The sequence below is a fragment of the Geodermatophilus amargosae genome (genome assembly GCF_041028265.1).
Taxonomy (GTDB): domain Bacteria; phylum Actinomycetota; class Actinomycetes; order Mycobacteriales; family Geodermatophilaceae; genus Geodermatophilus; species Geodermatophilus amargosae_A.
Window position 1 is genome coordinate 245580 of the sequence record NZ_JABGCW010000004.1, and the last position, 15373, is coordinate 260952.

At 74.1% G+C, this 15373-nt stretch carries 12 protein-coding genes; 5 read left to right on the forward strand and 7 right to left on the reverse strand.

The genetic code is table 11. From position 1 onward, the window contains the following. Nucleotides 1-175: 175 nt before the first annotated feature. The 3 genes from ccrA to HLV61_RS06785 all read right to left on the reverse strand — a co-directional run bounded on the left by ccrA (nucleotide 176) and on the right by HLV61_RS06785 (nucleotide 3025). The gene (gene ccrA / locus HLV61_RS06775) at nucleotides 176-1507 is read right to left on the reverse strand and encodes a crotonyl-CoA carboxylase/reductase (protein WP_369253626.1); all 1332 of its coding nucleotides are present in this window, start codon (nucleotides 1505-1507) and stop codon (nucleotides 176-178) included. Nucleotides 1508-1618: 111 nt separating this feature from the next. Further along, on the reverse strand, nucleotides 1619-2071 hold the full coding sequence (gene mce, locus HLV61_RS06780) for a methylmalonyl-CoA epimerase (protein WP_369253627.1): 453 nt from the start codon (nucleotides 2069-2071) through the stop codon (nucleotides 1619-1621). 105 nt (nucleotides 2072-2176) lie between these two features. After that, a complete protein-coding gene (locus HLV61_RS06785; RefSeq protein ID WP_369253628.1) occupies nucleotides 2177-3025 on the reverse strand; it encodes an alpha/beta fold hydrolase in 849 nt (282 codons plus the stop codon). A gap of 193 nt (nucleotides 3026-3218) precedes the next feature. Between HLV61_RS06785 and HLV61_RS06790 the strand changes: the two genes are divergently transcribed. The 3 genes from HLV61_RS06790 to HLV61_RS06800 are packed head-to-tail and all read left to right on the forward strand — an operon-like array spanning nucleotide 3219 to nucleotide 6952. After that, nucleotides 3219-4409 carry an acetyl-CoA C-acetyltransferase gene (locus HLV61_RS06790; protein WP_369253629.1) on the forward strand — a complete coding sequence of 397 codons (1191 nt, stop codon included), beginning with the start codon at nucleotides 3219-3221 and terminating at the stop codon, nucleotides 4407-4409. Beyond that, nucleotides 4406-5431: a methylmalonyl Co-A mutase-associated GTPase MeaB gene (meaB, locus tag HLV61_RS06795; protein WP_369253630.1), complete on the forward strand. Its 1026-nt coding sequence runs from the start codon at nucleotides 4406-4408 to the stop codon at nucleotides 5429-5431. Before HLV61_RS06790 ends, meaB begins: the two co-directional genes overlap by 4 nt. 54 nt (nucleotides 5432-5485) lie before the next feature. Further along, nucleotides 5486-6952, forward strand: a complete 1467-nt coding sequence (locus HLV61_RS06800; RefSeq protein WP_369253631.1) for a phytoene desaturase family protein — start codon at nucleotides 5486-5488, stop codon at nucleotides 6950-6952. Between the two features lie 178 nt (nucleotides 6953-7130). On the opposite strand, the gene HLV61_RS06805 is transcribed toward HLV61_RS06800, so the two are convergent. Next, entirely contained in the window at nucleotides 7131-7445 is a 315-nt protein-coding gene (locus tag HLV61_RS06805; protein ID WP_369253632.1) for a hypothetical protein, read from the reverse strand. A 417-nt stretch (nucleotides 7446-7862) separates the two neighbouring features. Between HLV61_RS06805 and HLV61_RS06810 the strand changes: the two genes are divergently transcribed. Together HLV61_RS06810 and HLV61_RS06815 are read left to right on the forward strand one after the other, a co-directional pair. After that, the gene (locus HLV61_RS06810) at nucleotides 7863-8408 is read left to right on the forward strand and encodes a MarR family winged helix-turn-helix transcriptional regulator (protein ID WP_369253633.1); all 546 of its coding nucleotides are present in this window, start codon (nucleotides 7863-7865) and stop codon (nucleotides 8406-8408) included. A gap of 34 nt (nucleotides 8409-8442) precedes the next feature. Beyond that, nucleotides 8443-9417: a tetratricopeptide repeat protein gene (locus HLV61_RS06815; RefSeq protein ID WP_369253634.1), complete on the forward strand. Its 975-nt coding sequence runs from the start codon at nucleotides 8443-8445 to the stop codon at nucleotides 9415-9417. 12 nt (nucleotides 9418-9429) lie between these two features. Here HLV61_RS06815 and HLV61_RS06820 read toward each other — a convergent pair whose 3' ends face one another. The 3 genes from HLV61_RS06820 to glgB form a co-directional block, all read right to left on the reverse strand. Further along, the gene (locus tag HLV61_RS06820) at nucleotides 9430-10827 is read right to left on the reverse strand and encodes a hypothetical protein (RefSeq protein ID WP_369253635.1); all 1398 of its coding nucleotides are present in this window, start codon (nucleotides 10825-10827) and stop codon (nucleotides 9430-9432) included. Nucleotides 10828-10904: 77 nt separating this feature from the next. Continuing rightward, complete coding sequence (locus HLV61_RS06825) at nucleotides 10905-12293, reverse strand: hypothetical protein (RefSeq protein ID WP_369253636.1); 1389 nt, start codon at nucleotides 12291-12293, stop codon at nucleotides 10905-10907. 179 nt (nucleotides 12294-12472) lie between these two features. After that, nucleotides 12473-15367 carry a 1,4-alpha-glucan branching protein GlgB gene (gene glgB / locus HLV61_RS06830; RefSeq protein ID WP_369253637.1) on the reverse strand — a complete coding sequence of 965 codons (2895 nt, stop codon included), beginning with the start codon at nucleotides 15365-15367 and terminating at the stop codon, nucleotides 12473-12475. Between the last annotated feature and the right edge of the window lie 6 nt (nucleotides 15368-15373).

Sequence of the window (15373 nt, forward strand, 5' to 3'; positions counted from 1 at the left end):
GGTCATCCTCGCAGAGTCGGGGGAGGGTCGTCAGCGTGTCGGACGGGTCCCCGGACCGCGCCCCGTCCGTGCGACGAGGCGGTCCCCCCCGGGGTGCCCGGACGCCCCGCGGGGGGCGCCCGAGCAGGGAGCATGGCACGGCCCCGGCCCGGTCCGCCCGGGCCGGGGTCGCGCACTACACGCCGCGGAACCGGTTGATCGCGGAGAGGTGCTTCTCGCGCTTCTCGGTGTCCTTGACGCCGAGGCCCTCCTGCGGGGAGAGGGTCAGCACGCCGACCTTGCCCTGGTGCAGGTTGTGGTGGACGTCGTAGGCGGCCTGCCCCACCTCGTCCATCGCGTAGGTCTTGGACAGGGTGGGGTGGATCAGGCCCTTGTCGATGAGCCGGTTGGCCTCCCACGCCTCCTTGTAGTTGGCGAAGTGCGACCCGACGATCCGCTTGAGGTTCATCCACAGGTAGCGGTTGTCGTAGGAGTGCATGTAGCCGCTGGTGGAGGCGCAGGTGACGATCACCCCGCCCTTCTTGGCGACGTAGACGCTCGCGCCGAAGGTCTCCCGGCCGGGGTGCTCGAAGACGATGTCGACGTCGTCGCCGCCGGTGAGCTCGCGGATCTTCTTGCCCAGCCGCTGCCACTCCCTGGGGTCCTGGGTGTCCTCGTCCTTCCAGAACCGGTAGCCCTCGGCGGAGCGGTCGATGACCAGCTCCGCACCCATCGAGCGGACGATCGCGGCCTTCTCCGGGCTGGAGACCACGCAGACGGGGATGGCGCCGCCGTTGAGCGCCATCTGGGTGGCGTAGGAGCCCAGGCCGCCCGAGGCGCCCCAGATCAGCACGACGTCGCCCTGCTTCATGCCCGCGCCGTTGCGGGACACCAGCTGCCGGTAGGCGGTGGAGTTGACCAGCCCCGGGCAAGCGGCCTCCTCCCAGGACAGGTGGGCGGGCTTGGGCATGAGCTGGTTGCTCTTGACCAGTGCGAGCTCGGCCAGGCCGCCGAAGTTGGTCTCGAAGCCCCAGATCCGCTGCTGCGGGTCCATCATCGTGTCGTCGTGGCCGGCCGGGTCCTCCAGCTCCACCGACAGGCAGTGCGCCACGACCTCGTCGCCGGGCTTCCACCGGTTCACGCCCGGGCCGACCGTCAGCACGACGCCGGCCAGGTCGGAGCCCACCACGTGGTAGGGCAGGTCGTGCCGCTTGGTGAGGTCGTTCTGGCGGCCGTAGCGCTCGAGGAACCCGAAGGTGCTCACCGGCTCGAAGATCGACGTCCAGACGGTGTTGTAGTTCACCGACGACGCCATCACGGCCACGATCGCCTCGCCCGGACCGAGCTCGGGGGTGGGCACCTCCTCCACGTGGAGGGACTTGCGCGGGTCCTTCTCCTTGGCCGGCATGCCGGCGAACATGTCCTGCTCGTCCTTGCGGACGAGGACGGCCCGGTAGGACTCCGGTACCGGCAGCCCGCCGATGTCGGCCAGCTGGTCGGCGAGGATGGCGTCCCTGATCTCGTCCACGTGTCACTCCCGGGTCTTCGTCGGCTCGGAGGGCGGAGGGCGGTGCGGGCGCAGGTTACCGAGCGGTAACCGGCGGGTGTCGCAGTGGTCCGGGTGCGCGGCCCCGGCCGGTCAGTGCGCGGCGCGGGCGGGCTCGACGAGCTCGACGAGGACGCCGCCGGCGTCCTTGGGGTGCACGAAGTTGACCCGGCTGCCGGAGGTCCCGCGCTTCGGGGTGTCGTAGAGCAGCCGCAGGCCGCGCTCGCGGAGGGTGGCGCTCACGGCCTCGACGTCGTCGACGCGGAAGGCCAGCTGCTGCAGGCCCGGGCCCGAGCGGCCGATGAACTTGGCGATCGTGGACTCCGGCGTCAGCGGCGCGAGCAGCTGGATGCGGGTGTCCCCGGAGCCGACGGCGAGCATCGCCTCCCGGACGCCCTGCTCCTCGTTCGTCTCCTCGTGCACCGACCGCACGCCGAAGGCCCGGGCGTAGAAGGCGATCGCCTCGTCCAGGTCGGGGACGGCGATGCCCACGTGGTCGATCGTCGTGAACAGCTCGGCGGGCAGACCCGTGGCGTCGGCGGTCATCGGACCATGGTGACGCAAGACGTCTGAGACGACTCCTGCAGGTGGTGGTTCTCACACGACGGAGGGCCCGCCGCAGGTGCGCGGCGGGCCCTCCGGGACGTGCGCTCAGCGGCCGAGGAAGCCGATCAGCGCGCGGTTGAACTCCTCGGCGTGCGAGGCGTTGACGCCGTGCGGGCCGCCCTCGATGACGACCAGCTCGCTGCCGGCGATGGCCTCGTGCGAGCGCCTGCCGCTGACCTCGAACGGGACGATCGCGTCGCTGTCGCCGTGGATGACGAGGGTCGGCACGGTCACCGCGGCGACGTCGGCCCGGAAGTCGGTGCGGCCGAAGGCGGGAATGCAGTCCAGCGTGCCCTTGGGCGAGGCGGAGGCGGCGATCTGCAGCGCGTACTGCCGCTGCGGCTCGCTCACCGCCGGGCTCCTCAGCAGGCTCGAGCCGCCGGGGGTGAAGAAGTCCTTGGTGAAGCCGTCGAGGAAGGCCAGCCGGTCGGTGAGCACGCCGGTCCGGAACTGCTCGATCGTGGCGTCGTCGAGGCCGCCGTCGGGGTTGTCGTCGCTCTTGTAGAGGTACGGCGGGACGGCGGCGGCGAGCACCGCGCGGCTGACCCGGGCGGTGCCGTGGCGGGCGAGGTGGCGGACGACCTCGCCGCCCCCCATGGAGAAGCCGACGAGCGCGACGTCGGTCAGGTCCAGGCCGGTGAGCAGCGCGTCGAGGTCGGCGGCGAGGGTGTCGTAGTCGTAGCCGCTCCACGGCTGGGAGGAGTCCCCGAAGCCGCGGCGGTCGTAGGTGACCACGCGGAAGCCGGCCTGCACCAGCGGGCCGACCTGGGCCTCCCAGCTGCGGCCGGACAGCGGCCAGCCGTGGATGAGGACGACCGGCCGGCCGGCGCCGTGGTCCTCGTAGTGGAGCTCGACGGGCTGTCCGTTCTCGGAACCGACGGTCAGGCGGGGCACGGGTCCTCCAAGGGCTCGGAGACGATGTCATTGGCGCCCTACCCGGTGGTGCGCAACCGAACCCGTCGACGTCGACCCGGTTGGAGAACCGATCTATCCTGACCCGAAGCCCTGTCGCCGTGGCCCGTGCACCGCAGCGGGTGCGGCCCGACCCGCGGGTCGCCGGCGTCGGCGACGCGCTCCTGGAGGCAGCATGTCCCGCTCGGTCATCGTCGGCGGCGCCCGGACCCCCATGGGCCGGCTCCTCGGCTCGCTCAAGGACTTCTCCGCCGCCGACCTCGGCGGCGTCGCGATCAAGGCGGCGCTCGAGCGCGCGGGCATCTCCGGCGACCAGGTCGAGTACGTGATCATGGGGCAGGTGCTCCAGGCGGGCGCCGGCCAGAACCCCGCCCGCCCCGCGGCCGTGGCCGCCGGCATCCCGATGACGGTGCCGGCGATCACCGTGAACAAGGTCTGCCTCTCCGGCCTGAGCGCCATCGCCATGGCCGACCAGCTCATCCGCGCCGGTGAGTTCGACGTCGTCGTCGCCGGCGGTCAGGAGTCGATGACCCAGGCCCCGCACCTGCTGCCCAGCTCCCGCACCGGCACGAAGTACGGCGACGCGAGGCTCGTCGACGCCATGGCGCACGACGGGCTGTCGGACACCTTCGACCAGGTCGCCATGGGGGAGCTGACCGAGCGCGCGAACAGCCGCTACGACCTCACCCGTGAGGAGCAGGACGCCTTCGCCGCGGAGAGCCACCAGAAGGCCGCCCGCGCCGGGAAGAACGGCATCTTCGAGGAGGCGATCACCCCGGTGCTCATCCCGCAGCGCAAGGGCGACCCGATCGAGTTCCGCGAGGACGAGGGCGTGCGCGCCGACACCACGGTCGAGACGCTGGCGAGGCTGAAGCCGGCCTTCGCCAAGGACGGCACCATCACCGCCGGTACCGCCTCGCAGATCTCCGACGGCGCGTGCGCGGTCGTGGTGATGAGTGCCGAGAAGGCCGCCGAGCTGGGCATCACCCCGATCGCCGAGATCGGCGCGCACGGCGTCGTGGCCGGACCGGACGCGACCCTGCAGAGCCAGCCGTCGCGCGCGGTCCAGCGGGCGTGCGAGCGGGAGGGCATCGACCCGAAGGAGCTCGACCTCGTCGAGTTCAACGAGGCCTTCGCCGCCGTCGCCCTCGTCTCGACGCGCGAGCTCGGCATCGACCCGGAGAAGGTCAACCCCAACGGCGGCGCGATCGCGCTGGGCCACCCGATCGGCATGAGCGGCGCCCGCGTCGTGCTGGACGTCGCGCTGGAGCTGCGCCGCCGCGGCGGCGGGGTCGGTGCCGCCGCGCTGTGCGGCGGCGGCGGCCAGGGCGACGCGCTGATCCTGCACGTCCCCGCTCCCGCGTGACGCCGTCCCCCCAGGGGACGGCGGTACCGACGCCCGGCCCCGTCGCCCCCCGCGGGCGGCGGGGCCGGCGTGCTGTCGACGTCCCCGACCTGGTCGCCCGGGCCCGCGACGGCGAGGCCCGCGCCGTGGCCCGGCTGATCTCGCTGGTGGAGGACGCCAGCCCGGTGCTGCGCGAGGTGGCCGCGGCACTGGCCCCGCACACCGGGCACGCCCAGGTGCTGGGGTTGACCGGGTCGCCGGGCGTGGGCAAGTCCACGACGACGACGGCGCTGGTGCGCGCGCTGCGGGCCGCCGGGAAGCGCGTCGGCGTGCTCGCCGTGGACCCGTCCTCGCCGTTCTCCGGCGGGGCGCTGCTCGGCGACCGGGTGCGGATGCAGGACCACGCCGGGGACCCGGGGGTCTACATCCGCTCCATGGCCTCCCGCGGGCACCTCGGCGGTCTGGCCTGGGCGACCCCGCAGGCGCTGCGCGTGCTCGACGCGGCCGGCTGCGACGTCGTGCTGGTGGAGACCGTCGGCGTCGGGCAGTCGGAGCTGGAGGTCGCCTCGCTGGCCGACACCACGCTGGTGCTCGTGGCGCCGGGGATGGGCGACGGCATCCAGGCCGCGAAGGCCGGGATCCTCGAGGTCGCCGACGTCTTCGTCGTCAACAAGGCCGACCGCGACGGCGCCGACTCCACCGTGCGCGACCTGCGCTACATGCAGTCGCTGGGCGGGCGGCACACCGGGTCCGGCGTGTGGCAGCCGCCCATCTGCCGGACGGTGGCGTCCCGCGGCGAGGGCGTCGACCGCGTGCTGCAGCGGATCGAGGAGCACCGCCACTGGCTCGCGGAGTCGGGCGAGGGCACCCGCCGCCGCGCCGAGCGGGCCGCGCGCGAGATCGAGGCGATCGCGCTGGCCGGGCTGCGCGCGCGCATGGGCGAGGTGCGCGGGTCGGCCGCGCTGGCGGCGCTGGCCGACGAGGTGGTGGCGGGGGAGACCGACCCCTACCGCGCGGCGGACCGTCTCCTCGCCTCCCTGTGACCGCGCACCTCCGACCTCCTGCGGGGAGACTGGCGGCGTGAACGGGTCAGGGCAGTGAACGGCAAGCCGGACGCCGTCGTCGTCGGAGCCGGACCGAACGGTCTGGCGGCCGCTCTCCGGCTGTCGGCCGCCGGGCTGCGCGTGCAGGTGGTCGAGTCGGCCGGGAAGCCGGGCGGCGGCATGCGCACCGAGGAGCTCATGCGGCCGGGGTACCGCCACGACGTCTGCTCGATCGTGCAGCCGATGGCCGCGGCGTCGCCGTTCTTCCGCGAGTTCGACCTGGCCAGCCGTGGCGTGCGCCTGGTGCAGCCGGAGGTCAACTTCGCGCACCCGCTCGACGGCGGGCGCGCCGCCGTGCAGTACCTCTCGCTGGAGGAGACGGCGGCCGCCCTCGGCCCGGACGGGGCCGCCTACCGCCGCCTGTTCGAGCCGCTGGTCGAGCACGGGCAGGACGTCATCGACTTCTTCCTCATGTCCGCGCTGCGCCGGCCGCCGACCCGCAGCGTGCCGCAGGTCGTGCAGTTCGGGCTCAACGGGCTGCCCAACGTGCGCTGGCTGGCACACCGCTACTTCGAGACCGAGGGTGCCCAGGCGATGCTGGCCGGAGCCGCCGCGCACGGCATGCTCGACCTGAGCCGGCCGCTCACCTCCGCGCTCGGGATGCTCCTCACCATGCTCGGCCACCACGTCGGCTGGCCGCTGATCGAGGGCGGGTCGCAGAACCTCGCCGACGCGATGGTCACCGCCCTGGAGCAGCAGGGCGGCGAGGTGGTCACCGGGCACCACGTCACCGACCTGCGGGAGTTCGACGGCGTGCCGGCGGTCCTGCTGGACACGGCGCCCGAGGCGTTCGTGACGATGGCCGGCGACCGGCTCAACGAGGGCTACCGCCGGTGGGTGCGGCGCTACGAGCACGGCGCCGGCGTCTTCAAGGTCGACTGGATCCTGTCCGAGCCGGTGCCGTGGACCAACCCCGAGGTCCGCCGGGCCGGGACCCTGCACATCGCCGGCACGCTCGAGGAGACCCTCGCCGGCGAGCGGGCGCCCAACGAGAACCGGATCACCGACCGCCCGTACGTGCTCGCCGTCCAGCCGACCGTGCCCGACCCGACCCGCGCGCCCGACGGCGGGCACGTCTTCTGGGCCTACGTGCACGTGCCGCACGGCTCCGACGTCGACATGACCGCGGCCATCGAGGACCAGGTCGAGCGCTTCGCCCCGGGCTTCCAGGACACGATCGTCGACCGGGTCACGAAGAACGCCGTCCAGATGGAGGCCTGGAACCCGGCCTACATCGGCGGGGACATCTCCAACGGCCAGGCGACCCTGCGGCAGATGCTCTTCCGCCCGGTGCCGCGCTGGAACACCTACCGGACCCCGGTGCCGGGCGTCTACCTGGCCTCGTCGGCCACCCCGCCCGGGCCGGCCGTGCACGGCGCCTGCGGGGACAACGCCGCCCGCGTGGCGCTGCGCGACGTGTTCGGCGTCCGCGAGCTGCCCCGCCTCCGCCCCGCCGCCTGAGGCTGCCGACTGCTCGAGTCGCCCGTTGTCGACCTGCGGTCGTCTCGGTGCCCCCGAGGCGACCGCAGGTCGACACCGGGCACGTCCGCGGCCAGGACGGCGGCCAGGCGAGCGAGGAGTCGGTCGGACTCCCGCAGGTCCTCGGCGGTCACGACGACCACCCGCCGGCCCGCCCCGGTCAGGCGGTTGAGCCGCGCGCGGGTACGCGGCGACCTGCTGCGGCGGCCCGCACGTCCTCCGGTCGAGCCGCGCCGCACACGACCAGCGCATCGACGAGGGCGACCGACTCCGTGACCGGTCCGGGCGTGCGGCCCAGGTCGACGGCGGTCGTCTCGGCGGTCGTCTCGGCGGTGGTCACCGGGATGCCGTGGCGGGTGGTGACCTCGTCCGGCGACAGCGCCCACCGGCGGTCACGGACCCCGGGTGCGGTCGACGTCGACGATCCTGCCGCCAGGGTGAGTCCGACGTCGCCGGTCGGTCCGGCCGTTTCCACGCCCCAGAGGACGGCGGCGCTGCGGCCGGAGACCACTGCCCCCGGCAGGAGCAGCAGGGCCGCAGCCCCGGCACACCTCGTGGGTGACCACGACCGAGGAGCACGCGTGGACGTCGCGGAACAGGCGCTGCCAGGCAGCGCTGCGCAGCTGTCCCCGGGTGAGGCGGCCGGCGGCGACCTGGGACGAGCCGCGGACCACCCGCCCACGCGGCCGGACGGGACGGACGGGTCGGACGGGCACCGCCGGAGGATGGCCGAGGGGTGCCGTGCCCCGCCGACGCCGTCCACAGGCGTGCCCGGTGTCGACCTGCGGTCGCCTCGGCGCACCTGAGACGACACCAGGTCGACAGGGCGCGACCGGGTGATCCCTCGGTGCGTGGACCCGGCGCAGGGTGGGTGGCAGGTAGCGTCGGGCGCATGGTCCGGGCGCTGGGGCTGCCGTTCGACCCGATCGAGCGCGCGGGGGAGACCTGGGAGCACCGCTTCGGTCCCGCGTCGGCGATGCGCGCGGCGACGTCGGTCTTCCGCGTGCAGCAGATCCTGCTCGCCCGCTTCGACGAGGTGCTGCGCCCGCACGGGCTGACCTTCGCCCGCTACGAGGTCCTCGTGCTGCTGACCTTCAGCCGCACCGGGCAGCTGCCGCTCAAGGTCATCGGCAGCCGGCTGATGGTGCACCCGACCAGCGTCACCAACGCCATCGACCGGCTCGTGGCGGCCGGGTTCGTCGACCGCCGGCCCAACCCCGCCGACGGCCGCGGTGTCCTGGCCGGCATCACCGACCGCGGGCGCGCGGTGGTCGACGTCGCCACCGAGCAGCTCATGGCGCTGGAGTTCGGTCTCGCCGACCTGCCGGAGGCCGAGCGGGCGACGCTGTTCGAGCTCCTCAAGCGCGTCCGCGTCGGCGCCGGCGACGTCGCGGACGGCACCGTCGGCATCGACCCGGCCCCGTCCGCCGAGGGCTGACACCGCTCCCGCCGGCCGGTGGGATCATGGGGGCATGCAGCCCACCCGTCCCGGACGCCCCGACCCGCGCGCGCAGGCCCAGCAGGCGCAGCTGGCCGCCTCCCTGGCCGGTGCGGTCGACCTCGCCGCCGTCAAGGCGCGCTCCGAGGCCGCCGCGCGGGCCCAGGCCGCCCCGCCGCCGAGCGCGGGCGCCGCGACCCCCGCGGGCGCGCCCGGCTCGGCCGTCGTCGACGTCACCGAGGCCACCTTCCAGACCGAGGTCCTCGACCGCTCGTTCCAGGTGCCGGTCGTCCTCGACCTGTGGGCCGAGTGGTGCGGGCCGTGCAAGCAGCTGTCCCCGGTGCTCGAGCGGCTGGCGGCGGAGGGCGGCGGCTCGTGGGTGCTGGCCAAGGTCGACGTCGACGCCAACCCGGCGCTGGCCCAGGGGCTGCGGGTGCAGGGCATCCCGGCGGTCAAGGCCGTCTGGCAGGGCCAGCTGGTGGCCGAGTTCACCGGCGCCATCCCCGAGGAGCAGGCCCGCCAGTTCGTCACCGAGCTGGTCCGCGCCACCACCGGCGGCGCGGTGCCCGGCGCCGAGGAGGGCGAGGACGACGGGCTCGAGGACCCGCGCCTGGACGCCGCCGAGGCGGCGCTGGAGCGCGGCGACCTGGAGGCCGCCGAGGCCGCCTACGCCACGATCCTCGAGACCGAGCCCGACCACCCGGTCGCCGGCCTGGCGCTGCGCCAGGTCCAGCTGTTCCGCCGCGCCGACGCTGCCGGCCCCGACGCGCTGGCCGCTGCCGACGCCGCTCCCGGCGACGTGGCCGCCCAGACCCGCGCCGCCGACTTCCTGCTCGGCACCGGCGACGTCGAGGGCGCCTTCACGCGACTGGTCGACGTCGTCCGCCGCACCGCCGGCGAGGACCGCGAGCAGGCCCGCAGGCACCTGGTCGAGCTGTTCGGCGTCGTCGGCGACGCGGACCCCCGCGTCGTCGCCGCCCGCCGCCAGCTCATGCTCGCGCTCTACTGAGGCGGGGCGGCCTCAGACCCCGACGTCGCAGCTGGCCGCGCCGTTGAGGAACCCGGCGCGGAACAGGTCCACCAGGCGGAAGCCGGTCAGCTCGGTGTCGGCCAGCACGTCGGGGTCGTTGCCGTACTCGAGCAGGAACTGCACGCTCTCGTCGATGTCGCCGGGGGAGATCGTCACCGACTCCAGCTGGCCGTTGTAGACCTGCGCGGAGTACCAGCCGGTCAGGCACACCGCCGACTGCAGCGCGTCGGTGTCGTCGGTGGACAGCTCGAGCTGGTCGCGGGCCGACAGCGCGTAGGGGATGGCGACGCCGGTGACGACGGCGTAGTCGCCGAGGTCGTAGACCTGCTGGGCGAAGCGGGCGTCGTAGGCGACCAGCCCGTCGCCGCCGTCCCCGCCGTCGGGGCAGTAGACCAGGGCGACGTCGGACGGGGCGCAGTCCGGCGGGCTGCTGGTGTCCTCGAGCTGCGGCGGGGTGAACGTGCCGCCGAGCACCTGCTCGAAGGCGCGGGTCCAGAACTCCTCGAGCGAGTTCTCGAGGATCGTCCGGGTGTCGTCGAAGGGGGCGTTGCCGCCGCTGGCGAAGTCGGCGTCGGAGGTGAACTCGCCCTGGGTGAAGACGCGGTCGGGGCCGTAGCGGTCGCGGCAGGCCTCGGCGCCGTCGTCGAAGCCCTCCTGGAAGGCGGAGACGCGGTCGAAGTAGGAGCCGTGCGCCTGCTGCTCGCCGGAGCCGGTACCCACCGGGTCGCGCAGCAGGAAGTAGCCGCGCAGCAGCTGGTCGAGGTCGGCGGGGTCGACGGAGGAGAACTCGGCGTTGCCGTCGGCCGCCCACGCCGTCCACGAGCCGGCCAGGCAGTCGGCCTGGGTCTCGGTGGCGATCGAGGTCTCCGGATAGCCGATGCGGCCCTGCACCGCGTGGCCGAACTCGTGCGCCATCACCAGCTGGGGCAGCACCTCGCCGTACCGGGCGGCCAGCTCGCCGAGGAAGGCGCGGTCGTAGCTGATCGAGTCGGAGTTCGGGACGCCCGCCTGCGAGCAGTAGAAGGCGTTGTTCTCCAGGTCGCGGGGGTCGGTGCCGCAGCCGATGCCGTCGGGGTAGGCGGACGGGTCGACGTCGTCCGGGTCGACGCTGAAGAACCCGCCGGCCAGCGGCCGGAACTCCTGCCCGAAGACGTCGGGGAAGGAGGCCGACCAGAACGTCTCCAGGTCGGCCAGCGCGTTGCGCGCGAGGGTGTCGATCGGCCCGTCGGTCGCGCCCACGACGGTCAGCGTCCCGTCGTCGACCGACGACGGCGGCGCGCCCTGCGAGCTGGGCTGCCCGATGACGACGTACGAGCACGCCGACGTCAGCAGGACGCCGAGTGCCGAGAGCGCGGCGAGTGCTCCCCGGGAGCGCGGAGGGGTGTCCATCGCAGGCTGCGTACCCGTCACCGGCCTGCGTGAACGCCGACGGCGCCCGCCCCGCGGCGGGCGGGCGCCGTCCGGGGTCAGAGGCCGATCTCGCAGCCCGCGCCGCCGTTCAGGAAGCCGTCGCGGAACGCGTCGACCATCTCGAAGCCGGACAGCTCGGTGTTCGGGAAGACGCCCTCCTCCTGGCCGTAGGTCAGCAGGAAGACGGCCGCCTCGTCGACGTCGCCGGGGGACAGGGTGCCGACGTCGGCGAAGTCACCGGTCCAGAACCGGCCCGCGTACCAGCCGGTCAGGCAGACCGCGGAGCTGACGGCGGGCGCGTCGTCGATCGACAGGCCGAGCTGCGCCCGTGCCGCCTGGGCGTAGGCCAGGGAGACGGCGGTGGCGACGGCGAAGTCGCCGATCCCCTCGTACGCGGGGGCGAGCAGATCGGCCTCGTCGACGTAGACGGTGCCGTCGGCCTCGCAGTAGCCGAGGTCGCGGTCCTCGGCGCCCATGTCGCCGCAGTCGGGCGCGGTCCCGTCGAAGACCTCGACGGCCGGCTCGGTGAACTCCGCGCCCAGACCCGGGAAGACCTGGTCGTAGAACAGCGGCAGCGTCTGCGAGGTCAGCCCGGAGATGTCCCCGTACGGGGCGTTGCCCTCGTTGTCGAAGTCGGCCTGGGTCGTGAACTCGGTGGCGGTGAACAGCCGCTGCTCGTCGAAGTCGTCGCGGCAGGTGCCCACGCCGCCCTCGAAGCCGGCGTAGAACCCCGACAGCCGGTCGAAGCCGGAGCCGTGGGCGCGGTCGTCGTCAGGCGCGAGGCCGACGGGGTCGCGCAGGCCGATGAAGCCGAGGACCACCTGGTCGAGCTCGGAGACGCGCAGGGCGACGTGCTCGGCGTTGCCGTCGACGACCCAGCGGGTGAAGGCGCCGGCCAGGCAGTCGGCCTGGGTCTCGACGACGATCGTCGAGTCGGCGAAGCCGAACCGGCCCTGCATCGCGTGGCCGATCTCGTGCGCCATGACCGCCGGGCCGAGGTAGGGCCCGTTCTCCGCGCTGAGCTGCTCGAGCAGCGCCCGGTCGTAGGCGACGACGTCGCAGTTGGGGTCGTAGTGCGCGTTGTTGGCCACGCCGTCGGGGGACTCGGGTGCCCGGGCGCAGCCGATGCCGGTGCTCGGGTAGGCGGACTCGTCGACGTCCGTGGAGTCGACGGAGAAGTAGCCGCCGCTGATCGGCTCGTACGGCTCGCCGAAGTACTCCGGGTAGGCCTGGCTCCAGAAGGTGTCGAGGTCGGCCAGGGCGTTGCGCGCCAGCCGGTCGGCCTCGGTGTCCGCGGCTCCGGTGACGGGGAACTCGCCGGCGCCCACGTCGACCGGCACGCCCGCCCCGCGGGAGGCGGCGCCGACGACGGTGCTCGAGCAACCGGTGAGCAGCACGCTGCCCACCGCTGCCGCGACGATCGCGCGGCGCAGACCATGCCTCATCGGAGCTGGGGTTCCTTCTCTGCCGGGGTGCCGGGGACCGGTCCGCGCGCCGGGGGCGGCGCGGAGCCGGGCCATGATGCACGGGCAGAGGGGGGTGCGGAACAGGTCCGCGCACGGCAGCGGCCGGACCACCCCCCGGTGGGGAGCGGCCCGGCCGCGGGGGCGTCAGGCCCGGGCGGTCACCCCTCGTGCAGCAGCCAGAGGGTGCCCAGCGGAGGCGCGGAGACGGTGGCCGAGAACGGCTGGCCGTGCCAGGGCTCCTCGACGGCGTCGACACCGCCGTAGTTGCCGACCCCGGAGCCGCCGTAGCCCTCGGCGTCGGTGTTGAGCACCTCGCGCCAGCGGCCGCCGCGCGGCAGACCGATCCGGTACCCGTGGTGCGGCGCGCCGGAGAAGTTGCAGACGACGGCGAGCGCCTGCCCGGGCGTCTGCCCGCCGTCCTCGGCCACCACCGTGTCGGCGCCGGACTCGGCGGCCTGGGTCGGCGTCGGGACGTCGGCGACCTTCGGCCGGCCGTAGCGCAGGAAGGTGACGACGTTCCCGGAGGCGTCGTTGGCGTCGATCCACTGGAAGCCGGCCGGGTCGACGTCGAGCGACCACAGCGCCTCGGTCTCCCGGTAGCGCGCGTTGAGGTCGGTGACCAGCTCCAGCACGCCGCGGTGCGCGGGGTCGTCGAGGTGCCACCAGTCCAGCGAGCGGCTCTCGGCCCACTCGGCGTCCTGGGCGAACTCCGAGCCCATGAACAGCAGCTGCTTGCCCGGGTGCGCCCACATGTAGGCCAGGTAGCCGCGGACGCCGGCCAGCTGCTGCCAGCGGTCACCGGGCATCTTCCGCAGCAGCGAGCCCTTGCCGTAGACGACCTCGTCGTGGCTGATCGGCAGCACGTAGTTCTCGGAGTAGGCGTACATCATCGAGAACGTCAGCTGGTTGTGGTGGTAGCTGCGGTGCACCGGCGAGCGGCCCACGTAGGCCAGCGAGTCGTGCATCCAGCCCATGTTCCACTTGAAGCCGAAGCCCAGGCCGCCGAGGTAGGTGGGCCGGGTGACGCCGGGCCAGGCGGTCGACTCCTCGGCGATGGTCACCACGCCCGGCACCTCGCGGTAGACGGTCGCGTTGACCTCCTGGAGGAAGGCCACCGCCTCGAGGTTCTCCCGGCCGCCGTGCACGTTGGGGACCCACTCGCCGTCCTCGCGCGAGTAGTCGAGGTAGAGCATCGAGGCGACGGCGTCGACCCGCAGCCCGTCGACGTGGAACTCCTCGGCCCAGAACAGGGCGTTGGCCACCAGGAAGTTGCGCACCTCGGTGCGGCCGAAGTTGAAGACGAACGTGCCCCAGTCCGGCTGCTCGCCCCGGCGGGGGTCGGCGTGCTCGTAGAGCGCGGTGCCGTCGAAGCGGCCCAGCGCCCAGTCGTCCTTGGGGAAGTGCGCCGGCACCCAGTCGACGATGATGCCCAGGCCGGCCTGGTGGGCGCGGTCGACCAGGTAGCGGAAGTCGTCGGGGCTGCCGAAGCGCGACGTCGGCGCGTAGTAGCTGGTGACCTGGTACCCCCACGAGCCGCCGAACGGGTGCTCGGCGACCGGCAGCAGCTCCAGGTGGGTGAACCCGGCTCCGACGGCGTAGTCGACGAGCTGCTCGGCGAGCTCGCGGTAGGACAGGCCCTGTCGCCACGAGCCGAGGTGCACCTCGTAGACGCTCATCGGCCGCTCGTGCCAGGCGCCGCGCTCGCGCTCGGCCAGCCAGGCGTCGTCGCCCCACTCGTGGGTGGTCTCGACGACGACGGAGGCGTTGGCCGGCGGCACCTCGGTGGCGAAGGCCATCGGGTCGGCCTTCTGCCGCCAGACGCCGTCGGCGCCGAGCACGTGGAAGCGGTAGTGGGTGCCGGCCTGCACCCCCGGGACGTAGATCTCCCAGACGCCGATCGCGCCGAGCTGGCGCAGCGGGTGGGCGCGGGCCTCCCAGTAGTCGAAGTCGCCGGTGACCTTCACGCCCTGGGCGTTGGGCGCCCAGACGGCGAAGGAGGTGCCCTCGACGGTGCCGCGCGGGGTCTCGTAGCGCCGCACGTGTGCGCCGAGCACCTCCCACAGCCGCTCGTGCCGGCCCTCGCCGATGAGGTACTGGTCGAGCTCGCCGAGCGTCGGCATCCACCGGTAGGGGTCGTCGACGAGGAAGGTGTCCTCCCCGTAGGTGACCTCGATCCGGTAGTCACCGGGCTGCGTCGGCAGGGCGGCCTCGAAGATCCCGCCGGGGTGCAGCTGCCGGGCCTCGTAGCGGGCGTCGTCCTGGTCGACGACGGCGACGGCGGTCGCGTCGGGCCGCAGCGTGCGCACCACCCAGCCCTCGCCGGAGGCGTGCGCACCGAGCACGCGGTGCGGATCGCGGGACCAGCCGTCGACGATCGCGCGCAGGTCCTCCTCGGTGACCTCCTCGGTGCCGTCGTGCTCGCCCTCGCCACCGGCACCGGAGGTCAGGCCGCCCTCGCCGGCCGACGCCGACGGCGCCTCCGGGGGAGTGACGTCGGTCCCGGGCACCGGGGCGGGGGTGCCGGCCGCACCGTCCGCCGGCGTCTGCGTGTCCTCACCGGGCGCCTGCGGGGTCGAGGGCTCGGACGGGTCGGGGTCCGGCGGCTCGGGCTGCGGCGCGGGCGCCCCCGAGGGGGAGCCCGGCTCCGCGATCGGCGCGGGCGCGACGACCGGTGTCGCCGTGCCGCCGCCCTGCTCGGCGATCACCTGCTCGGTCGGCTCGGCGATCGTGTCGGCGACGGTCCGTTTCGCCGGGGTGCGCTTGCGGGTGGCCTTGACCGGAGCCGCGGTGCCGTCGTCGGCCGCCCCGGCGGCCTTCTTCGCCGGTGCCTTCTTCGCCGGTGCCTTCTTCGCCGGTGCCTTCGTCGCGGTGGCCTTCTTGGCCGGGGCGCGCTTCTTCGCCGGGGTGGGGTTCACGACCGGCTCGGCCTCGGCCGCCTCGGCCTGGGCGGCCCGCTCCTCGACCACCCGCTGCAGCTCCTCCTTGGAGGCCGGCGCGTCGGGGGTCTCGGAGGCGGTCGTGGCAGGGCCGGCTGTCGGGTCGCTCGTCGTCATGGTCGC